This is a genomic window from Curtobacterium oceanosedimentum (genome assembly GCF_040545555.1).
Taxonomy (GTDB): domain Bacteria; phylum Actinomycetota; class Actinomycetes; order Actinomycetales; family Microbacteriaceae; genus Curtobacterium.
On the sequence record NZ_JBEPMD010000002.1, the window covers coordinates 362,374 to 379,470 of the forward strand.

The window sequence follows — 17,097 nt, forward strand, 5'->3', positions numbered from 1 at the left end:
TCGGAGCGTCTGTTCCCCAGGTCTGGGGACTGGTTCCGGCGGGCGATCCGGAGGATACCTGTACCCGTGTCCCGCACCACCCGCCTCGCCCTCGTCGCGAGCATCGTCTCCGCCGCCTGCCTCGTCGGAGCCGGCGTCTTCGTCGTCTCCGCCCCCCACACGGCGAGCGCCGAGGACCGCCCCGTCGCGACTGCACCGGCGTCCCGGGTCGAGCGGAACGCCGACCTGCCGCGTCCGAGCACACCGAACCAGGTCGTCTCGGGGGCACTGGACACCCCGGCGCTGCCGGACGCCGTGCCGTTCGCGTACGCCGGCGATTCGATCACCGCGCGACCCGACTCGTGGCTCCACCAGCTCGAGTCCGACGACCGGCTGCACGCCGTCGGCGGGTACGCGCACAGCGGGTACCGCGCCGACCAGGTGCTCGCCGAGATCGGCCCGGTCCCGCAGGCCCGCGTGCTCGTGGTCGAGGTCGGGACGAACGACGTCAACCAGGGCGTGCCGCTCGACCGCACCATCGCGGACGTCGGCGCGATCGTCCGCAAGGTCGGGGCGGCGCGGGTGCTCGTCGTCGCCGGTCCGCCGTCCGACTGGACGTGGAGCCGGTGGGGTGCCGACCGCCGCTCGGGTCAGATCGTCCTGACCGATGCACTGCGCGCCGACGCCGACGCCCACGGCTGGGCGTTCGTCGACCCGTTCCGGTCGCTCCGCGCGGCCGACGGCGCATACCTGCCCGGGACGACACCGGACGGCATCCACCCGACCGCCGAGGCGAACCGCTCGGTCGCCGCGGTGATGGCCGACGCCATCGAGCGGACCGCGCGCTGAGACGGACGGGAGGCCCGTGGCGATGCTGCCACGGTCCTTCCGTCCGTCGCCGCTCACTCCGGCAGCGGCTCGGCGTACGTCCGGAACTCGCCGCGCTCGGAGTGGATCGTCCAGAGCCGCTCGGCGACCGCGGCCGACGAGTGGTCGTCCTGCCCGTCGTCGATGCCGAACGGGATGATCAGCTGGCCGACGTGCACGTGCTCCTCGGCGACCGCGTCGTGCAGGAGCTGCGCGTAGGCGCTCTCGCCCGCGAACGCGACCGAGGTGCCGGTGACCCGCGCGCCGGGACGGACGGCGCTGCCCCCGTTGACGAAGAGGATCGTGCCCGTGCCGATCGCGCGCATGCCCGGGAGCACCTGGCGCACGGCGTTCACCGCGCCGTAGACCGAGAACTCGACCGGACCGACGAGGTCCTGTGCCGTGGTCTCGAGCACCGGTCGCATGTACTCCTTGGCGGGCAGCGGGCTGTACTGCAGCACCTCGATCGGGCCGAGCTGCTCGGTGGCGGCCTCGAGCGCAGCGCGGAGCGAGTCCCCGTCGCGGACGTTCGCGGCGAAGCCCTGCGCGCGGTACCCGGACGACCGGAGCTCGGCGGCGAGCGCGTCGAGTCGGTCCTGGTTGCGGGAGATCAGGGCGATGTCGAAGCCCTCGCGGCCGAAGCGGTCCGCGACGGCGCGCCCGAGGCCCTTGCCTGCGCCGACGATGGCGATGGTGGTCATGCGGTGGTCCTTCCGTGGGTGTGGGGCCGACGGTAGGCCGCGCTGCGCAGCGGTGAGGGGTTCCGGCGGGAACCCCCAGCCGTTTCCCGACGGGGCCGTGTGGACTCGGGACACGACCCGGGAGGAACACCGTGGACACCACCCGCACACGCCGCAGCCGACGCACCTGGTCCGCCCTCGGACTGGCCGCCGTGGCCACGCTCGGTCTGACCGCCTGTTCCGACGACCGAGCGGCGACCGGGCCGGACGACCCCGCCGGGCTGCGCAGCACCGCGAGTCCACCGGCCGACCTCGCCGCGGGGCAGCTCGCACCGGACGGCCGGACCACGGACGTCGTCTCCGGCCTCGAGGCACCGTGGTCGGTGGTCCCGGTCGGTGACGACGGCGATGCGTTCGTCAGCGAACGGGACTCCGCGCGCGTGCTCGAACTCCGGGCGGACGGGTCGACCCGCGAGGTCGGCACGGTCGAGGGTGTCCGGCACGGCGGCGAGGGCGGGCTCCTCGGCCTCGCGCTGCACGACGACGACCTGTTCGTCTACTCGACCGCCGACGACGGGAACCGGATCGAGCGGTACGACCTGGCCGGGGACACCGGCTCGTACCGGCTCGGCGGGGCGACGACGGTGGTCGACGGGCTGCCCGCGAACACCTTCCACGACGGCGGGCGCATCGCGTTCGGCCCGGACGGCATGCTCTACGCGAGCGTCGGCGACGCGGGGCAGCGCTCCGAGGCGCAGGACCGCGACTCCTTCGCGGGCAAGATCCTGCGCGTGACCCCGGACGGCGGCGTACCGGACGACAACCCGTTCGCGGGTTCGCCCGTCTGGTCGCTCGGGCACCGGAACGTGCAGGGCATGGGCTGGGCCGAGGACGGCACGATGTTCGCGGCGGAGTTCGGCGAGAACCGCTGGGACGAGCTCAACGTCATCGAGCCAGGAGGGAACCACGGGTGGCCCGAGGTCGAGGGCAGCGGTGGCGAGGACCGCGGGTTCGTCGATCCGGTCCAGCAGTGGTCGACCGACGACGCGTCGCCGAGCGGCCTGACCGTCATCGGCGACACCGTCTTCGTCGCCAACCTCAAGGGGGAGTCCGTCCGGGCCGTCCCGGTCTCGGACCCGTCGAGCTCGACCGTGTACTTCCGGGGCGAGCACGGACGCATCCGCACGGTGCTCCCCGGCCCGGACGACACGCTCTGGTTCGTGACGAACAACACCGACGGCCGCGGCGACCCCCGCGACGGCGACGACCGGATCCTGTCCGTGCCCCTGACCGCCGGACGCTGACGGGGGTTCCGGCAGCACCTCGTTGCGGACCCCGCACGGCCGTACCGTGGGGCGCATGGACCACCGTGACGAAGCCCGCGACTTCCTGTCCAGCCGTCGCGCACGCATCCGCCCGGAGCAGATCGGCCTCCCGACCTCCGGCACCCGTCGGCGCGTCCCCGGCCTGCGGCGCGAGGAGGTCTCCCGCCTGGCCGGCGTGAGCATCGACTACTACACGCGGCTGGAGCGCGGGAACCTGCAGGGCGTCTCCGACAGCGTGCTGGACGCCGTCGCCACGGCGCTGCAGCTCGACGCCGCCGAGCACGAGCACCTGCGCGACCTCGCCCGGCACCAGAACACGAGCCCCCGATGGGCGGGCCGGTCCGTCCCGGTCGCCGCCGTGCGCCCGGAGCTGCAGTACCTGCTCGACGTCGTGACCGAGGCGCCCGCGATGATCGTGAACAACCGGCAGGACATCGTCGCCGCGAACACGCTGGGGTGGGCGTTGCACGCCGAGATCGTCACGGGCGACCGACCGATGAACTTCGCGCGGTACATCTTCCTCGACTCCAGGGCGAGGGACTTCTACCGCGACTGGGACCGCGCGGCGCACACGAACGTCGCGATCCTCCGGCGCGAGGTCGGTCGGGCCCCCGGCGACCGGGAGCTCGCGGCGCTCATCGGCGAGCTGGCGATCCGCAGCGAGGACTTCCGGGAGCTCTGGGCGTCCCACGACGTGCGGCGGCACTACGCCGGCGTGAAGTCCTTCGACCACGGCGTGGTCGGACCGATCGAGCTGCACTTCCAGTCGTTGGAACTCATCGAGGACCCCGGCCTGTCGCTGACGATCTACCCGGCGACCCCGGGCAGCGCGACCGCCGACGCACTGCGGGTGCTCGCGTCGTGGGCCGCGACGGAGCGGATCGCCGAGCGTGGCACGGGCCGGACGACGGCCGACGCGACGGAACAGGAGCTCGCGTGACCGACACCTCCGCCGTCACCACACCGCTGTCCGGGCGACCGGGACCGTGGGCACGCCTGCGCTTCCGGTGGCAGGCCGAGCAGGGGGTCCACGAGCTCACCCGCGACCGGGAACACGAGCGACGGGTCCTGGCCGAGGCGGCCGTCCGCCTGCAGCCCGGCCCGTGGGCGATCGGCCTGCTCCTCCGCCGTGACCCGGACACCGACCAGGGCGTCTCCCGGTGAGCGGGGAGCAGCCTCCGGCGGCCATGACCCGCGGCCGCACGCTGCTCTTCGCCGTCGCGGGCGGTGCCGCGGTGGGCAACCTGTACTGGGCGCAACCGCTGCTCGACGACATCGCCGCCGACCTCGGCACCACGCCCGCGTCCGCGGGGCTCCTCGTCACGCTGACACAGGTCGGCTACGCCCTCGGGATCCTGCTGCTCGTCCCGCTCGGCGACGTGGTCGACCGTCGTCGGCTGATGCCGGGCGTGCTCGCGGCCTCCGCCGTCGCCCTGCTCGCCGCCGCACTCGCCCCGGGGTTCAGCGCCCTGCTCGTCGCACTCGCGCTGGTCGGCGCCACGACGGTCGCCGGACAGCTCCTCATCCCGCTCGCGGGCGACCTGGCCGACCCGGCGTCACGCGGTCGGGTGGTCGGGACGATCGCGTCCGGCGTGCTCACCGGCATCCTGCTGTCCCGGACCGTCAGCGGCGTGATCGCGGAGGTCGCCGGGTGGCGGAGCGTGTACGTCCTCGCCGCGGTGGTCGCGGTCGTGCTGGCGTTCCTGCTCGCGCGGGCGGTCCCGCGCCTGCCACGGCGCGAGCGGGTGCGGTACCCGCAGCTCCTCGCGTCGGTGGTCGGCGTCGTCCGGGCACACCGGGCGGTCCGCGTGACGCTGGTCGTCAGCGCGTCGGTGTTCGCCGTGTTCACGATGTTCTGGACGGCGCTGACGTTCCTGCTCAGCAGCGCACCCTTCGGGTACTCGACCACCGCGATCGGCGCCGTCGGTCTGGTCGGGCTCGCCGGGGCGGTGGCGGCGCAGCGCGTCGGGCGGCTGCACGACCGCGGCTGGTCGGTCCCGGTCACCGGTGCCGCGCTCGTGCTGGTGCTCGTCTCGCTGGTGGTCGCCGGGCTGGGGGCGCGGTCGATCGTGGTCGTGCTCGTCGCGGTGCTGCTGCTCGACGTCGGGGTGCAGGCCGCGAACGTGCTGAACCAGACACGGCTGTTCGCGATCGACCCCGCGGCTCGCAGCCGGTTGAACACGGCGTTCGTCACCGGGAACTTCGCCGGCGGCGCGGTCGGGTCGGCGGTCGCCGGCGTGCTCTGGAACGCGGGCGGGTGGACCGCCGTGACGGTCGACGCCGCCGTGCTCGTCGGCTTCGCGACGACGGTCTGGGCGGTGCACCGACGCGGGGCACTCGCGCTCCCGGAGCGCACCGCGTCGAGCTGACGGTCGCGGTCAGGGCCGGAAGGTCTCCGGCACGTCGAGGTCGCCGTGTTCTACCTGCCAACGCAGGGCGTCGCGGACCGTCTCCGACGCGGTGAACGCCGGTGCGTAGCCGAGCACCCGCTGCGGCTCCTCGGTGCTGAACACCTGGCTGCGGGACAGGTGTTCCCAGCTGGCGTCGGCGTGCTCGGGAGCCGTGGTCTCGCGGAACCGGTCCCAGCTGACGGACTCGAGCCGTGCCTCCCGACCGGCCCACGACGCGACCAGGTGGGCGTACCCGCGCACGGTCAGCGCGGTCGACGCCGTCGCGAAGAAGGCTCGTCCGGCCGCGGCGTCCCGCTGTTCGACCGCGAGCTGGAACAGCTGCGCGACGTCGTCGGCGTGCACGTGGGCCATCGACTCCGCGCCGAGGCCGGGCACCTCGACGACCTCGCCCGCCGCCAGCCGCTCGATGACCGCGGGGTCGAGGTTGCCGAGCGGACCGATCGGCACCCAGCCCGGACCGCTGATGTGCCCGGGGTGGATCGACGTCGTGGTGACACCCCCGTCGGCGGTCTCCCGCTCGAGCATCCGGGCGATGGCGTCCTTCTGCGTGCCGTACTCGCCGAACGGCGGTGTGGCGGTGTCCTCCGTGATCGGGAGGACGTGCGAGACACCCGCGCGCCAGATCGAGCCGCAGTGCACCAGGTGGGTCCGACTGCCGCGGAGTGCCCGGACGAGCTGCTCGGCCGACCCGAGGGTGAAGCAGACGAGGTCGACGACGGCGTCCGCGCCGAGTGCGGCGATGCGGGCGCCGAACGTGCCGTCGCGGTCCTCCTGCTCGCGGTCGGCGGTGATCCGCTCGACCTGGTTCCACTCGGGGGAGTCCGCGTAGGGGCTGCTGGTACCGCGCGTCACGACGGTGACGCGGTGGCCGGCCCGGACGAGGCGGGGGACCAGGAAGGTGCCGATGTGTCCGGTGGCTCCGATGACGACGATGTCCATGCGGGCCACGCTAGGCGCGCGCTCCCGTGCGCGGCAGGCACTGGTGGTGCTCCCCGTCGGACGGAACGGTGGGCGGGACGGCGACGGGGCGGACGACGGACGGACGGGAGGCCCGTGGCGGGTCCGCCACGGGCCTCCCGCCCGGTGTCGGTCCGGTCAGGACGCGCTGATCGCCTTGACGGAGCCGGCGATGACCGCCGCGTCCTCGGCGAGCGCGCCGACCGGGTCGGGCAGGCCCGAGCTGCTGAGGAGCTTGCGGGCCGCCCACCCGGCGAAGCTGCCGACGATCGCGCCGACACCGCCGAGGATCGCGCCCTCGATGCGGAGGTCACGGCTGCCCGTCGTGCCGAGCGCCGCACCGGCGAACGCGCCGGCACCGATGCGACCGATCAGGCCCATCGGGGAGATGCGGGCAGGGGCCTTCGGGGACTTGTCGCCGATGAGCTCACCGATCGCCGAGGCGACGAGCAGCCCGCGGCCGAGCGGCGTGCTGAAGGCCTTCCACTGCTGCCAGTCGCCCTTCAGGGCCTTGTTGTCGTGGTTCAGGGCGAGGACGGCCAGCGGGGTGCCGCTCCGACCGCCGCTGAGGACCCCGAGTGCCAGGGTGCGGACCAGGGTGTGCTGTTCGTGCTGCTTGCTCATGGTTCTCCCGTCGTGTCAGGTCGGACGGTACTCGCGCGACGCTCGGGGGACGCGGCGGCTTGCTGTCGCTCGGAGCCGCTCCGCGTAGCGTCCGCGGCATGAGCAACGTCATCCTGTTCGGCGGCCACGGCAAGGTCGCACTCCTCGCCACCCGCATCCTCACCGAGCGCGGCCACAGCGTCACGTCCGTGATCCGCAACCCCGACCAGCAGGACGAGGTGCGCGCCCACGGCGGCGAACCCCGGGTCGCCGACGTGCAGGAGCAGTCGCTCACCGACTTCGCCGACCTGGTCCGCGGGCACGACGCCGTCGTGTGGTCGGCCGGGGCCGGCGGCGGTTCCGCCGACCGCACCTGGGCGATCGACCGCGACGCCGCCGTGCTGTCCGTGCAGGGTGCCGCGCAGGCCGGGGTCGACCGGTACGTGATGGTCTCGTGGTCCGGGTCGAAGCTCGACCACGGCATCCCGCAGGACCAGGACTTCTTCGCGTACGCGCAGTCCAAGATGATCGCCGATGCCGTCCTCCGGGACTCCGGGCTGCAGTGGACCGTCGTCGCGCCGAGCACCCTGACCGACGACGAGCCGACCGGCTCGGTGGACTGGGACGGTTCGGCGTCGCAGGTCCCGCGCGGCGACGTGGCCCACGTGGTCGCCGACATCGTCGAGGACCCGTCGACCGCCGGCCGCACGATCCGCTTCAACGGCGGCGGGACGGCGATCGCCGACTTCCTGCAGCAGCGGTAGCGGCACGCTCGCGGCGGCGGACGGACGACCCTCCGCCGTCGCGGGCCCGTCCGTCATCCTGAGCAACCGCACAGGAGGTCGGGCACCATGGACGGATGGCCACGACGAGACCACCTGACCCCGCCGCCGACCAGCTCCGCCCGGGCGAGCCCGTCCGGACCACCCCGGGGCTGTCCCGCTGGGTCTTCTGGCCCGCCGCCGTCACCGTGCTCGCGTTCGTCGCGTGGACGCTCGTCGCGCCGGCGTCGGCCGAGGCCGTCTTCACCGCGCTGCAGGCCGGCATCGTCCGGAACTTCAGCTGGTACTACGTGCTGGCGGCTGCATTCTTCGTCGCCTTCGCCCTGTTCGTGGGCTTCAGCCGGTTCGGCGACATCAAGCTCGGCAAGGACCAGGACGAGCCGGAGTTCAGCACGCGCTCCTGGTTCTCGTTGCTCTTCGCCGCCGGCATGGGCATCGGGCTCGTCTTCTACGGCGTCTCCGAACCGCTGAGCCACTTCGCCGACCCGCGTCCCGGTGTCTCCGGGTCGGAGCAGCACCTGGCGCAGGAGGCCATGACCCAGACCTTCCTGCACTGGGGTCTCCACGCCTGGGCGATCTACGTCGTCCTCGGCATGGCCCTGGCGTACGCGATCCACCGCCGCGGCCGCCCGGTGTCGATCCGGTGGGCACTCGAACCCCTGCTCGGCAACCGCGTCCGGGGCGGCTGGGGCAACTTCATCGACGTCGTGGCGCTCATCGGCACGCTGTTCGGCGTCGCGACGTCGCTCGGCCTCGGTGTGCTGCAGATCGGCGCGGGCCTCGAGAGCGCCGGCATCGCCGAGAGCAGCACCGTCAGCCAGATCGCGATCATCGCCGTGATCACCGCGCTCACCATCGTGTCGCTCGTCACCGGTGTGGCGAAGGGCATGAAGATCCTGTCGAACGTGAACCTGCTGCTCGCCGCGGCGCTGCTCGTGTTCGTCCTGGTCGTCGGACCGACCCAGTACCTGCTCCGCGACTTCGTGCAGTCGATCGGCGCGTACCTGCAGAACGTCGTCGGGCTCTCGTTCAACGTCACCGCCCAGCAGGGTTCGGCCGGCGAGGAGTGGCAGGGCGCCTGGACCACGTTCTACTGGGGCTGGTGGATGTCGTGGGCGCCGTTCGTCGGCATCTTCATCGCCCGGGTGTCGAAGGGCCGCACCGTGCGCGAGTTCGTGTTCGGCGTGCTGCTCGTCCCCACCCTGCTCACGTTCCTGTGGTTCTCGGTGCTGGGTGGTGCGGCGATCAACCGCGAGGTCTCCGGCCGGGGCGGTCTGGTCGGTTCCGACGGCACCGTCGACGTCGAGGGCGCGCTGTTCGGTCTGCTCCAGGACCTGCCGGCCGGTGTCGTGCTGACCTTCGGCGCGATCATCCTCATCGGCATCTTCTTCGTGACCTCGTCGGACTCGGGGTCCCTCGTGATGGCGATGATCGCCTCGGGCGGTGACCTCGAGCCGAAGAACTGGCTCCGGGTGTTCTTCGCGCTCGTGACCGCCCTGCTCGCGATCGCCCTCCTGCTGACCGGCGGACTCGACGCGCTGAAGACCGCGGCGATCACGACGGCGCTGCCCTTCAGCGTGGTGCTGCTCCTCACCTGCTGGTCGATGGTGATCGCGTTCCGACGGGAGCGCCGTGCCTACGACCGGGCCGAGCGCGAGGTGCTGCTCGAGCACGTGGGCGCGTACTACGGCCTCGAGGTCGAGGCCCCCGCGCAACGGACCGGGGGCGGAGGACCGCTCCGCGCACTCCGCCGCCGACTGCGCGGCCGAACGGAGTCGGAGTCGGAGTCGACCGGAGGCGGCACCGCGACCTCGGACGCCCCCGTAGACCACGCCGACACGGCGTCGGCCGACCCCGGTGTCGACGCGACCCACGATCCGGCACCGGGGGAGACGTCCGTCGGCCGGTCGGGCGAGCGCTCCGGGTCCTGACGCAACCGGGTGACGGACGGGAGGCGCGGTGCCGGCTGGCACCGCGCCTCCAGTCCGTCTACGGTCGCCTCGCAGCATCGACGGGTGGTGGCGCGAAGGGTCAGGGTGTAAAACGGGGGGCATGACAGTTGCAGCAGGGATGCACCACGCGCGGTCGACGCGGCTCGACCTGCGGGAACTCGTGCAGGAGCTGAACGCGGCTCTCGGCCCGACGCTCGTGGCCGCCGCTACCGGGAGCAAGGACCGCAAGCTCCCGCTGAAGTGGGCCAAGTCCGACGGTCCTCGCCCGGGGAACGACTTCGAGCGGCGACTCCGGCTGCTCTCTCGCACGTGGAACGCCATCGCGGAACACGAGGGTGCGCACGTCGCCCGCGCCTGGTTCATCGGCGCCAACCCGTTCCTCGAGGAGCGCACTCCGCTGACCGCCGTCCGTGAGGACGACGCTGCGCAGCTCGGGCGAGCAGTGCAGTCGTTCATGGACGGCACCGCGGACACGTGACGAGCCGAGGGTCACGCACCTGCACGACGACGGGGCTTCGACTCCTCCCTGCTCGGAGCGACACCGGGTACCGCGTCGCGAAGAGCAACCACCCGCCGGTGTCCGCGCCGACTCGCGGTCGGCACGGCGACCACGCTGCAACAGAACGCTCGAGCTGGGGTCGTTACGACGCCGCCGGTACGGAGACCTACTACACGGCCGAACTCCGCACCGGCGCATTCGCCGAGGTGCTCGCCGCGTTCAAGGTCCCGCTCGGCACGGGCAGTGCGCTCGAGGTGGACGCCGCGGCCGTCGGGCTGACCCTCGAGGAGTTCCTCGCCGATGTCGCCTCCGACTGGGACGAACGGTCGTCCATGCAGACCGGAACGCTCCCGCGATCGTGGCGCGACGACCGGACAGTCCTCTCGTTGGAGCACCCGAGCACCGGTTGGTACGTCGACGTCGAGCACCCCGACACACTGAGCGCCATCGAACCCAGCCTCCGATCGCACCTGCTCGTCGGCGGGTGGTCGTCCTTCACCACTGCCGTCCTCCGATCGGACGACCGGGCGGTCACCACCGCCGTCGCCGATCTGGTGCACGACGCCGTCCTCGACGATCAGACCCACCCACTCGGCATCCACTTCGGGAGCAAGCACGGCGAGTCCTGGTGCCGGGCGACATGGCTCGACAGGACCCGGGACCTGTCCGTGCTGTCCAGCGGGGCCATCGAGCTCGGCGACCCCGACTTCCGGACGGCGACCCACCGGTTCGGCCTCCGAGCCTTCTGACATCGACGCGACCCTCCGGACGGGAGGCGCGGTGCCGGCTGGCACCGCGCCTCCCGTCCGTCCTGCCGTCAGCCGAGCTGTGCCGCGAGCACGTCCGGCGTCTGCTGGAGCGACGCCTTGACCATGGCGCTCCACTCGTCGACGACGACCTCGGAGAGCCCCTGCTCGACCCCGTCGAGCGAGGCCCGTGCGACGTCTGCCGGGTCGGTCATGAGGCCGTCGTACCCGGCCATCATGTCGGTGTCGGCCGCGCCGAGGTGCAGCCCCTGGACCGTGATCCCGGCGTCGCGCAGCTCGAGCCGGACGGCGTTCGTCATGTTCCACTCCGCGGCCTTCGCGACGCCGTAGGCACCCGATCCCGGGTACGCGAACCAGGACAGCGCGGAGAGCACGTTGACGACCGCGCCGCCACCGTTGCGCTCGATGACCGGCGCGAAGGCCCGCAGCATCGACAGGTTCCCCCAGAGGTGCGTGTCGAGCAGCCGGTGGGCGTCGGCCAGGTCGTCGCGCAGCAGCGAGCCGGTCCCGGCGATCCCGGCGTTGTTGACGAGCAGCGTGACGTCCTGCGCGGCGGCTGCCGCAGCGGCGACGGACGCCTCGTCGGTGATGTCGAGCGGCAGCACCTCGACGCCCTCGACGTCGACGAGCTCGGGGCGGCGTGCAGTCGCGTAGACCTTCGACGCGCCGCGCTCGAGCAGCTGCGTGACGAAGCGGCGGCCGATGCCCCGGTTCGACCCGGTGACGAGTGCGACGGATCCGGCGATGTCCATGGTGTCCTCCTGCCGGGCGAGCACTTCCCGCGGCGGCTCGGCTACGGTAGGACCTCACATCGGTGTCAGGTGCAAGTGCAGATCGGAGACGACGTGCGGATCGGTGACCTCGCGGCAGCGACCGGGGCGAGCGTGCGCTCGCTGCGGTACTACGAGGAGCAGGGGCTGCTCACGGCGGAGCGGACCGCGGGCGGCCAGCGGTCCTACGCCGCGGCGTCCGTCGAACGGGTGCAGCTCGTGCAGCAGCTCTTCGCCGCCGGACTCCCGAGTCGCACCATCGTGCAGCTGCTGCCGTGCGTCGACGCCGGGGTGGCGACACCCGAGTCGTTCGCACTGCTCGTGGCCGAGCGCGACCGCATCACCGCGCAGCTCGCCGAGCTCGAGGCGGCTCGGGACCGGCTCGACGAGGTCATCGCGATCACCGAGCACCCGACGGCCGAGCACTGCCCGGCGCTCCGGGAGCACGCCGCAGCGGCCTGAGCACCCGGCGCGCGGGAGGCGCGGTACCGATCGGCACCGCGCCTCCCGCCCGTTCACCGGTACAGCTGGATCTGGTCCAGCTCCGCGAACCCCGTCCCCTTGGTGAAGGTGATCGTGTTCGTGCCGGCGTTCAGCGTGACGCTCTTCTGCGCCCAGCCGAAGCGGCCCCAGTTCACGGTCGGCGTGTAGCTCACCGCGGACGGCGTCCCCCCGTTCACCGAGACGGTGTGCGTGCTCGTCGCGCCGGTGCCGTTGTCGTACCGGACGTTCATCGTGTAGGTGCCCGCAGTCGGCACCTGGACGGTGAACTGCACCTTGCTCGTGGCGTTGTTGATGTTGCCGACCTTCTGCCCACCGACGGCGTCCACCTGCGTGACCGTGCTCGTGTCGGTGCGGGTGGCGGACTCGGCCTCGTACCGCAGCGCGTTGATCGGGACGGACCCGACGCGGACGTCGTTGTACGTCGTCGACAGGTTCTCGACGTTCGTCGCCTGGTACAGCGTCTTCCCGTCAGCGCTCGAGTCGAAGCTCTGCGCGAAGCCCGAGAAGGTGCCGCCCTCGGTGTCGCGGGCGTCGTAGGTCACGGCGTACGGCAGCTGCTCCCACGCGCCGGAGCCCTGGTTCCGGTTCACGGCGAAGGTCTGCCCGCCGTCGATGTTCCCCGACGCGTCGACCGACCACTTCGACGACACGACCACCATGCCGTTCGGGTTGCCGGCCTCGGGGATCCACCGCACCTCGGGCGAGGAGCCGAGCCCGCGTCCGTCGGCGAACGCGAGCTTCGTGCCGATGCTCGTCTCCGGGCTCCAGGTCAGGCCGTCCGGTGAGGTCTTGTAGTACACCGGTGCGGTGTTGTTCGTCCGACTCGGGCGGTTCACGACCTCGAACGTGGCGATGTAGTTGCCGTTCGGCATCCGCGTCACGGTGATCATGCCCGGTCGATCGCTCGTGTTCGTGGGCGCGGACACGTTGACGAGCGGACCCCAGGTCGCGCCGCCGTCGGTGGACCGGCGGTAGCTGACGGCCTGCAGGACGCCCTTCGCCTTCTGCCGTTCGTCCGAGAAGTACGTCACCAGGCCGCCGTTCGCGTCCACGGCGACGGACGGCTCCCACACGGTCGAGGTGGTGGAGGTCGGACTCGGGTCGTACGTCGCGGGGCCGCCGGTGTCGACGGTGCTGACGAACGACCAGGTCAGCCCGTGGTCGAGGCTCTTGTACATCACGAGCCGGCTGCTCGAGCGGTCGGACGGCATGATCATCCCGCTGAGCAGCAGCGTGCCGGCGGGCATCGACCCGAGCTGGATCGGTGTCTCGTACAGCGACGGCTGCGCGGTGCGGGTCAGCGCGGGGAACTGCTTGCTCGGCGTCACCGTGGCGACCCGCGACCACGAAGTGCCGTCGTTCGTCGACCGGTAGATCGGGTAGACCTGCACGCCGTTCTCGAGCACGAGCTGGTCGAACGTGACGAACTGCTGCCCGTTCGCGGAGCCGCTGTTCTTCAGGACGACCATCTTGGCGTAGGTGGTGCCGGCTGCGCGGCCGCCCTCGGGGTTGAAGGACGTGCCGGCGGCGGGTGAGTAGACGAGGGCACCGTTGCCCGTCGTGACGGCCTCGGCGGGCGCGGGCCCGACGACGCCGACCAGGAGCGCGGCAGCCGTGGCGGCTGCGGCGAGGACGAGCGCGTGCGCTCGTCGGGGCGCCCGGAGGGCGCCGGTGCGGAGGGACATGGGACTCCGATCGGTGGTGTGGTGGTGCTGGTCGTCGGACGGGAGGCACGCCGTGGGGTCGCCACGGGCCTCCCGTCCGGTGTCGGTCGCCCTCGGGTCGCGACCGGTGTCCGCGGGCCGGCCGCGGACACGTCTCAGGCCGCGATCGCGGCGGCCGACCGCGCGTGCCGCGCGAACGCGTCCGCGACCGGGTTGCGGACGCGGTCCAGCCCGCCCTCGCCGTCCTCGACCAGGTCGTAGAGCCCCATGGTCAGCAGGTGCTCTGAGCGGGGCGCCTCGGTGTGCCGCCAGGTCCACTCGTACATGTCGAACAACGGCCACCACGTGTAGCCGACGACGGGCAGCCCCTCGGACCGCAGCTCGTGCAGCGTCGACACCGAGTCGTCGAGCCAGGCGATCCGCTCCGCGACCGTGCCCGTGACGCAGGTCTCGGTGAGCATGACGGGGGCACCGTACCGCTCGGCGTAGGTGGTCAGGACGTCGCGCAGGCCCTCGGTGCCGGTGTCCCGGTACGGCCGCGGGTCGGCGAAGCCGCCGCCGTGGTGGACACCCCGCTCGAAGACCTCGGTGGAGTGCAGCGGGTAGTAGTTGACGCCCATCACGTCGGGGCGGACGGCGTGCTCGCGGAACCAGTCGAGCTGAGCGGGCGTCGTGCCGTGGGCGAGGAGCCCGGCGGCCAGCGGGTGGTCCGCGTCGACGCCGCCGGTGACCAGGTCCTCGACGAGGAAGGCCTGGTCGCGCAGCCGCGCCACGGTGTCCCGGTGCTCGGGGGCGTCGACGTCGCCGACGTAGCGGATGCCGGCCTCGACGTGCACGAAGTGGGCGGCGTCACCGAGCTCCCGGGCGATCGCGTGCTGCGTCGACACGAACCCCGTCGCGAGGGCCGTCGCCATCCGCGCGGAGCCCGCCGCGCCCGTCAGGTACGGCGGCCAGTAGCCGTACTCGCCGGTGAAGAGCGCGTGGATCACGGGCTCGTTGACCGGCGTGTAGTCGGTGGCGACGTCGCCGTACCGCGCCGCGAAGCGTGCCGCGTACTCGGTGACGTGCGTCGGGTAGTCGGGGTTCGCGAACTGTCCCTCGAGCCACAGCGGCGTGCCGTAGTGCAGCAGGTCGACGACGGGCGTGAGTCCGGTCTCGCGGAAGCGGGCCATCACGCGGTCGACCCAGGACCAGTCCCAGACGCCGGGCTCGGGCGAGACGCGGTACCACGGGACGCCCCAGCGGAGGAGCTCTGCGCCGACGTCGACGGCGAGCCCGAGGTCGGACGCGTAGCGCCGGTAGTGGTCGGTCAGCTCGTACTCGTCGATCGCGCGTTCGCCGGGCCGGGCCTGCGGGACGAAGGTGTCCTCGATGCCCAGGGCGAAGTGCAGGCGGCCGTCGTCGGACCAGTGCATGGTGTCTCGTTTCGTGGTCGGGACGGTCGGGGTGCCGGCCGTCCGCGAGTCGGGTGCGACCGGGGCGGTCACTTCAGCCCCGTGCTCGCGACGCTCTCGATGAAGCGGCGTTGGACGAGCAGGAACATCACGGCGAGGGGGAGCACGGCGATGAGCGCGCCGGCCATCATGACGCCCTGCGGGATGATGCCGCCGGGCCCGGTGAGCAGGGTCAGGCCGGAGGTGATCGTCCCCATGTCCTGGTCGGTGGTGAACACGAGCGGCCAGAGCAGGTCGTTCCAGTTGTTCACGAAGGTGAAGATGCCGAGCGTCAGCAGGGCGGGGACGGCGTTCGGCAGGATGATGCTCCGGAAGATCCGCCACTCCGACGCACCGTCGATGCGCGCGGCGTTGTCGAGGTCACGGGGCAGTGCGACGAAGAACTGTCGGAGGAAGAAGATCCCGAACGCGTCGGCGGCCCGCGGTGCGATGAGGCCCGCGAAGGTGTTCACCCACCCGAGGTCCGAGACCAGCTGGTAGATCGGGATCAGGGTCGCCTGGAACGGGATCATCAGGCTCGCGATGATCACGATGAGCAGGACCTTGCTGCCACGGAAGTCGAGCCGGGCCAGTGCGTAGGCCGCCAGGGCGTCGAAGGCGAGCGCGAACAGGGTGACCCCGCCGGCGAACACGAAGCTGTTGCCGATGAGTCGGGCGAAGGGCAGCTGCGTGAAGATCGCGCGGAAGTTGTCGAGCGTCCACGTGTGCGGGAACAGGGTCGGCGGGTAGGCGTTCACCTCGCTCGCGGGCTTGAACGCCGTGAAGACGATGATGAGCACGGGGAGCAGCACGGCGAGCGTGACCACGAGCACCGCGGCGAACCCGAGCCAGCGCAGGGGCAGGGGCTTCCGGGCTGCGGTGCGGCGGGTGGCGAGCACCGCGGGGCGGGGCAGGGCGGTCATGATGCGGTGTCCTCCCCGCGCTTGCCGAAGAACAGGAACTGGACGAGGCTCAGCAGCAGCGTCGCGATGAGCAGCACGTAGGCGAGCGCGCTCGCGAACCCGATGTCCAGGTCCTTGAAGCCGGACTGGTAGACCTGCATGACGATCGTCTCGGTCGAGCGGTACGGACCGCCGCCGGTGAGCACGTAGATCTGGTCGAACGCCTGCAGTGCTGCGATGAGTGCGACGATGACGACGAACGCCATCGTGTTGCTGAGCATCGGCCAGGTGACGTGGGCGAAGCGTTTCGGAGCGTTCGCACCGTCGAGCTGCGCCGCCTCGTACAGGCTCGTCGGGATCTCCTGCAGGCCGGCGAGGAAGATCACCATGTAGAAACCGAAGTTCTTCCACACCGCGACGAGCACGACCGTCGGCATGGCCAGGGTCGGGTCCTGCAGCACGTTGCCGAGTCGGATGCCGACCACCTGCAGCCAGTGGTTGAGCAAGCCGATCTGCGGGTCGAGCAGGTACGACCACGCGAAGGCGGCGACCGCGAGCGACACGATGAACGGCAGGAAGAGCGCCGAGCGGAAGAACCCGCGGAACGGCAGCGCGGGGTGGTTCAGGACCAGGGCGAGCACCAGCGCGACGGCGATCGCGACCGGAGTGAACAGCACCGAGTAGAGCGCGGTGTTGCCGATCGACCGCAGCACGTCCGGGTCGGTGAACACCCGCGTGTAGTTCGCGAGCCCGACCCAGGACGGGTCCCCGAAGCCGCTCGCGTCGGTGAACGACAGGCGGAGTGCGGACACCATCGGCCAGAGGACGAAGGCGCCCATGACCACGATCGCCGGGGCGAGGAAGCCCACGATGGTCGCGCGTCGGCGGAAGGTGCCGCCGACGGGGGTTCGGCCGCCGAGCTGTGCGGGCGGACGGTAGCGCGGGCGGCGACCGAGCTGCTGGGTGGTCATGGGGTCTCCCTGCTGGGGGCGGTGCTGGCGG

The 17,097-nt window shown here is 72.1% G+C and carries 18 protein-coding genes; 10 read left to right on the top strand and 8 right to left on the bottom strand.

From position 1 onward, the window contains the following. Positions 1–66 precede the first annotated feature (66 nt). On the top strand, positions 67–828 hold the full coding sequence (locus ABIC52_RS03650; protein WP_354026641.1) for an SGNH/GDSL hydrolase family protein: 762 nt from the start codon (positions 67–69) through the stop codon (positions 826–828). Between the two features lie 53 nt (positions 829–881). Here ABIC52_RS03650 and ABIC52_RS03655 read toward each other — a convergent pair whose 3' ends face one another. Further along, a complete protein-coding gene (locus ABIC52_RS03655; RefSeq protein WP_126891073.1) occupies positions 882–1,547 on the bottom strand; it encodes an SDR family NAD(P)-dependent oxidoreductase in 666 nt (221 codons plus the stop codon). 131 nt (positions 1,548–1,678) lie between these two features. On the opposite strand from ABIC52_RS03655, the gene ABIC52_RS03660 reads away from it, so the two are divergent. From ABIC52_RS03660 to ABIC52_RS03675, 4 genes are read left to right on the top strand one after another with little or no spacing between them, the layout of a single operon-like run. After that, on the top strand, positions 1,679–2,830 hold the full coding sequence (locus tag ABIC52_RS03660; protein WP_354026642.1) for a PQQ-dependent sugar dehydrogenase: 1,152 nt from the start codon (positions 1,679–1,681) through the stop codon (positions 2,828–2,830). A 55-nt stretch (positions 2,831–2,885) separates the two neighbouring features. Next, the gene (locus ABIC52_RS03665) at positions 2,886–3,791 is read left to right on the top strand and encodes a helix-turn-helix transcriptional regulator (protein WP_354026643.1); all 906 of its coding nucleotides are present in this window, start codon (positions 2,886–2,888) and stop codon (positions 3,789–3,791) included. Beyond that, positions 3,788–4,015, top strand: coding sequence for a hypothetical protein (locus ABIC52_RS03670; RefSeq protein ID WP_354026644.1), 228 nt, complete (start codon positions 3,788–3,790; stop codon positions 4,013–4,015). Before ABIC52_RS03665 ends, ABIC52_RS03670 begins: the two co-directional genes overlap by 4 nt. Before the next feature lie 23 nt (positions 4,016–4,038). Next, positions 4,039–5,220, top strand: a complete 1,182-nt coding sequence (locus ABIC52_RS03675; RefSeq protein ID WP_354026645.1) for an MFS transporter — start codon at positions 4,039–4,041, stop codon at positions 5,218–5,220. A 9-nt stretch (positions 5,221–5,229) separates the two neighbouring features. Here ABIC52_RS03675 and ABIC52_RS03680 read toward each other — a convergent pair whose 3' ends face one another. Together ABIC52_RS03680 and ABIC52_RS03685 are read right to left on the bottom strand one after the other, a co-directional pair. Beyond that, positions 5,230–6,201, bottom strand: coding sequence for an NAD-dependent epimerase/dehydratase family protein (locus ABIC52_RS03680; RefSeq protein ID WP_354026646.1), 972 nt, complete (start codon positions 6,199–6,201; stop codon positions 5,230–5,232). Positions 6,202–6,357: 156 nt separating this feature from the next. Beyond that, positions 6,358–6,843, bottom strand: a complete 486-nt coding sequence (locus ABIC52_RS03685; protein WP_209675744.1) for a DUF4126 family protein — start codon at positions 6,841–6,843, stop codon at positions 6,358–6,360. A 98-nt stretch (positions 6,844–6,941) separates the two neighbouring features. On the opposite strand from ABIC52_RS03685, the gene ABIC52_RS03690 reads away from it, so the two are divergent. The 4 genes from ABIC52_RS03690 (at position 6,942) to ABIC52_RS03705 (ending at position 10,804) form a co-directional block, all read left to right on the top strand. Beyond that, the gene (locus ABIC52_RS03690) at positions 6,942–7,586 is read left to right on the top strand and encodes an SDR family oxidoreductase (protein ID WP_209675746.1); all 645 of its coding nucleotides are present in this window, start codon (positions 6,942–6,944) and stop codon (positions 7,584–7,586) included. Positions 7,587–7,681: 95 nt separating this feature from the next. Then, positions 7,682–9,535: a BCCT family transporter gene (locus ABIC52_RS03695; protein ID WP_354026647.1), complete on the top strand. Its 1,854-nt coding sequence runs from the start codon at positions 7,682–7,684 to the stop codon at positions 9,533–9,535. Between the two features lie 121 nt (positions 9,536–9,656). Next, complete coding sequence (locus tag ABIC52_RS03700) at positions 9,657–10,034, top strand: hypothetical protein (protein ID WP_126891079.1); 378 nt, start codon at positions 9,657–9,659, stop codon at positions 10,032–10,034. 98 nt (positions 10,035–10,132) lie between these two features. Beyond that, a complete protein-coding gene (locus ABIC52_RS03705; protein ID WP_354026648.1) occupies positions 10,133–10,804 on the top strand; it encodes a hypothetical protein in 672 nt (223 codons plus the stop codon). A 68-nt stretch (positions 10,805–10,872) separates the two neighbouring features. Here ABIC52_RS03705 and ABIC52_RS03710 read toward each other — a convergent pair whose 3' ends face one another. Further along, positions 10,873–11,574, bottom strand: coding sequence for an SDR family oxidoreductase (locus tag ABIC52_RS03710; protein WP_209823732.1), 702 nt, complete (start codon positions 11,572–11,574; stop codon positions 10,873–10,875). A gap of 75 nt (positions 11,575–11,649) precedes the next feature. Between ABIC52_RS03710 and ABIC52_RS03715 the strand changes: the two genes are divergently transcribed. Then, positions 11,650–12,054 carry a MerR family transcriptional regulator gene (locus ABIC52_RS03715; RefSeq protein WP_250366375.1) on the top strand — a complete coding sequence of 135 codons (405 nt, stop codon included), beginning with the start codon at positions 11,650–11,652 and terminating at the stop codon, positions 12,052–12,054. A gap of 53 nt (positions 12,055–12,107) precedes the next feature. Here the strand turns inward: ABIC52_RS03715 and ABIC52_RS03720 are convergent, their stop codons facing one another. The 4 genes from ABIC52_RS03720 to ABIC52_RS03735 all read right to left on the bottom strand — a co-directional run bounded on the left by ABIC52_RS03720 (position 12,108) and on the right by ABIC52_RS03735 (position 17,066). After that, the gene (locus tag ABIC52_RS03720; protein ID WP_354026649.1) at positions 12,108–13,781 is read right to left on the bottom strand and encodes an exo-alpha-sialidase; all 1,674 of its coding nucleotides are present in this window, start codon (positions 13,779–13,781) and stop codon (positions 12,108–12,110) included. Positions 13,782–13,915: 134 nt separating this feature from the next. After that, a complete protein-coding gene (locus tag ABIC52_RS03725; protein ID WP_354026650.1) occupies positions 13,916–15,175 on the bottom strand; it encodes a family 1 glycosylhydrolase in 1,260 nt (419 codons plus the stop codon). Positions 15,176–15,243: 68 nt separating this feature from the next. Next, a complete protein-coding gene (locus tag ABIC52_RS03730; RefSeq protein WP_250366377.1) occupies positions 15,244–16,116 on the bottom strand; it encodes a carbohydrate ABC transporter permease in 873 nt (290 codons plus the stop codon). Next, complete coding sequence (locus ABIC52_RS03735) at positions 16,113–17,066, bottom strand: carbohydrate ABC transporter permease (protein WP_126891084.1); 954 nt, start codon at positions 17,064–17,066, stop codon at positions 16,113–16,115. Before ABIC52_RS03735 ends, ABIC52_RS03730 begins: the two co-directional genes overlap by 4 nt. Positions 17,067–17,097: the final 31 nt, after the last annotated feature.

What these genes read in the sequence shown, in the direction of transcription:
- ABIC52_RS03655 (WP_126891073.1), bottom strand. Translation starts at nt 1,547, where the DNA reads ATGACCACCATCGCCATCGTCGGCGCAGGCAAGGGCCTCGGGCGCGCC.
- ABIC52_RS03665 (WP_354026643.1), top strand. Translation starts at nt 2,886, where the DNA reads ATGGACCACCGTGACGAAGCCCGCGACTTCCTGTCCAGCCGTCGCGCA.
- ABIC52_RS03675 (WP_354026645.1), top strand. Translation starts at nt 4,039, where the DNA reads ATGACCCGCGGCCGCACGCTGCTCTTCGCCGTCGCGGGCGGTGCCGCG.
- ABIC52_RS03680 (WP_354026646.1), bottom strand. Translation starts at nt 6,201, where the DNA reads ATGGACATCGTCGTCATCGGAGCCACCGGACACATCGGCACCTTCCTG.
- ABIC52_RS03685 (WP_209675744.1), bottom strand. Translation starts at nt 6,843, where the DNA reads ATGAGCAAGCAGCACGAACAGCACACCCTGGTCCGCACCCTGGCACTC.
- ABIC52_RS03690 (WP_209675746.1), top strand. Translation starts at nt 6,942, where the DNA reads ATGAGCAACGTCATCCTGTTCGGCGGCCACGGCAAGGTCGCACTCCTC.
- ABIC52_RS03695 (WP_354026647.1), top strand. Translation starts at nt 7,682, where the DNA reads ATGGCCACGACGAGACCACCTGACCCCGCCGCCGACCAGCTCCGCCCG.
- ABIC52_RS03700 (WP_126891079.1), top strand. Translation starts at nt 9,657, where the DNA reads ATGACAGTTGCAGCAGGGATGCACCACGCGCGGTCGACGCGGCTCGAC.
- ABIC52_RS03710 (WP_209823732.1), bottom strand. Translation starts at nt 11,574, where the DNA reads ATGGACATCGCCGGATCCGTCGCACTCGTCACCGGGTCGAACCGGGGC.
- ABIC52_RS03720 (WP_354026649.1), bottom strand. Translation starts at nt 13,781, where the DNA reads ATGTCCCTCCGCACCGGCGCCCTCCGGGCGCCCCGACGAGCGCACGCG.
- ABIC52_RS03725 (WP_354026650.1), bottom strand. Translation starts at nt 15,175, where the DNA reads ATGCACTGGTCCGACGACGGCCGCCTGCACTTCGCCCTGGGCATCGAG.
- ABIC52_RS03730 (WP_250366377.1), bottom strand. Translation starts at nt 16,116, where the DNA reads ATGACCGCCCTGCCCCGCCCCGCGGTGCTCGCCACCCGCCGCACCGCA.
- ABIC52_RS03735 (WP_126891084.1), bottom strand. Translation starts at nt 17,066, where the DNA reads ATGACCACCCAGCAGCTCGGTCGCCGCCCGCGCTACCGTCCGCCCGCA.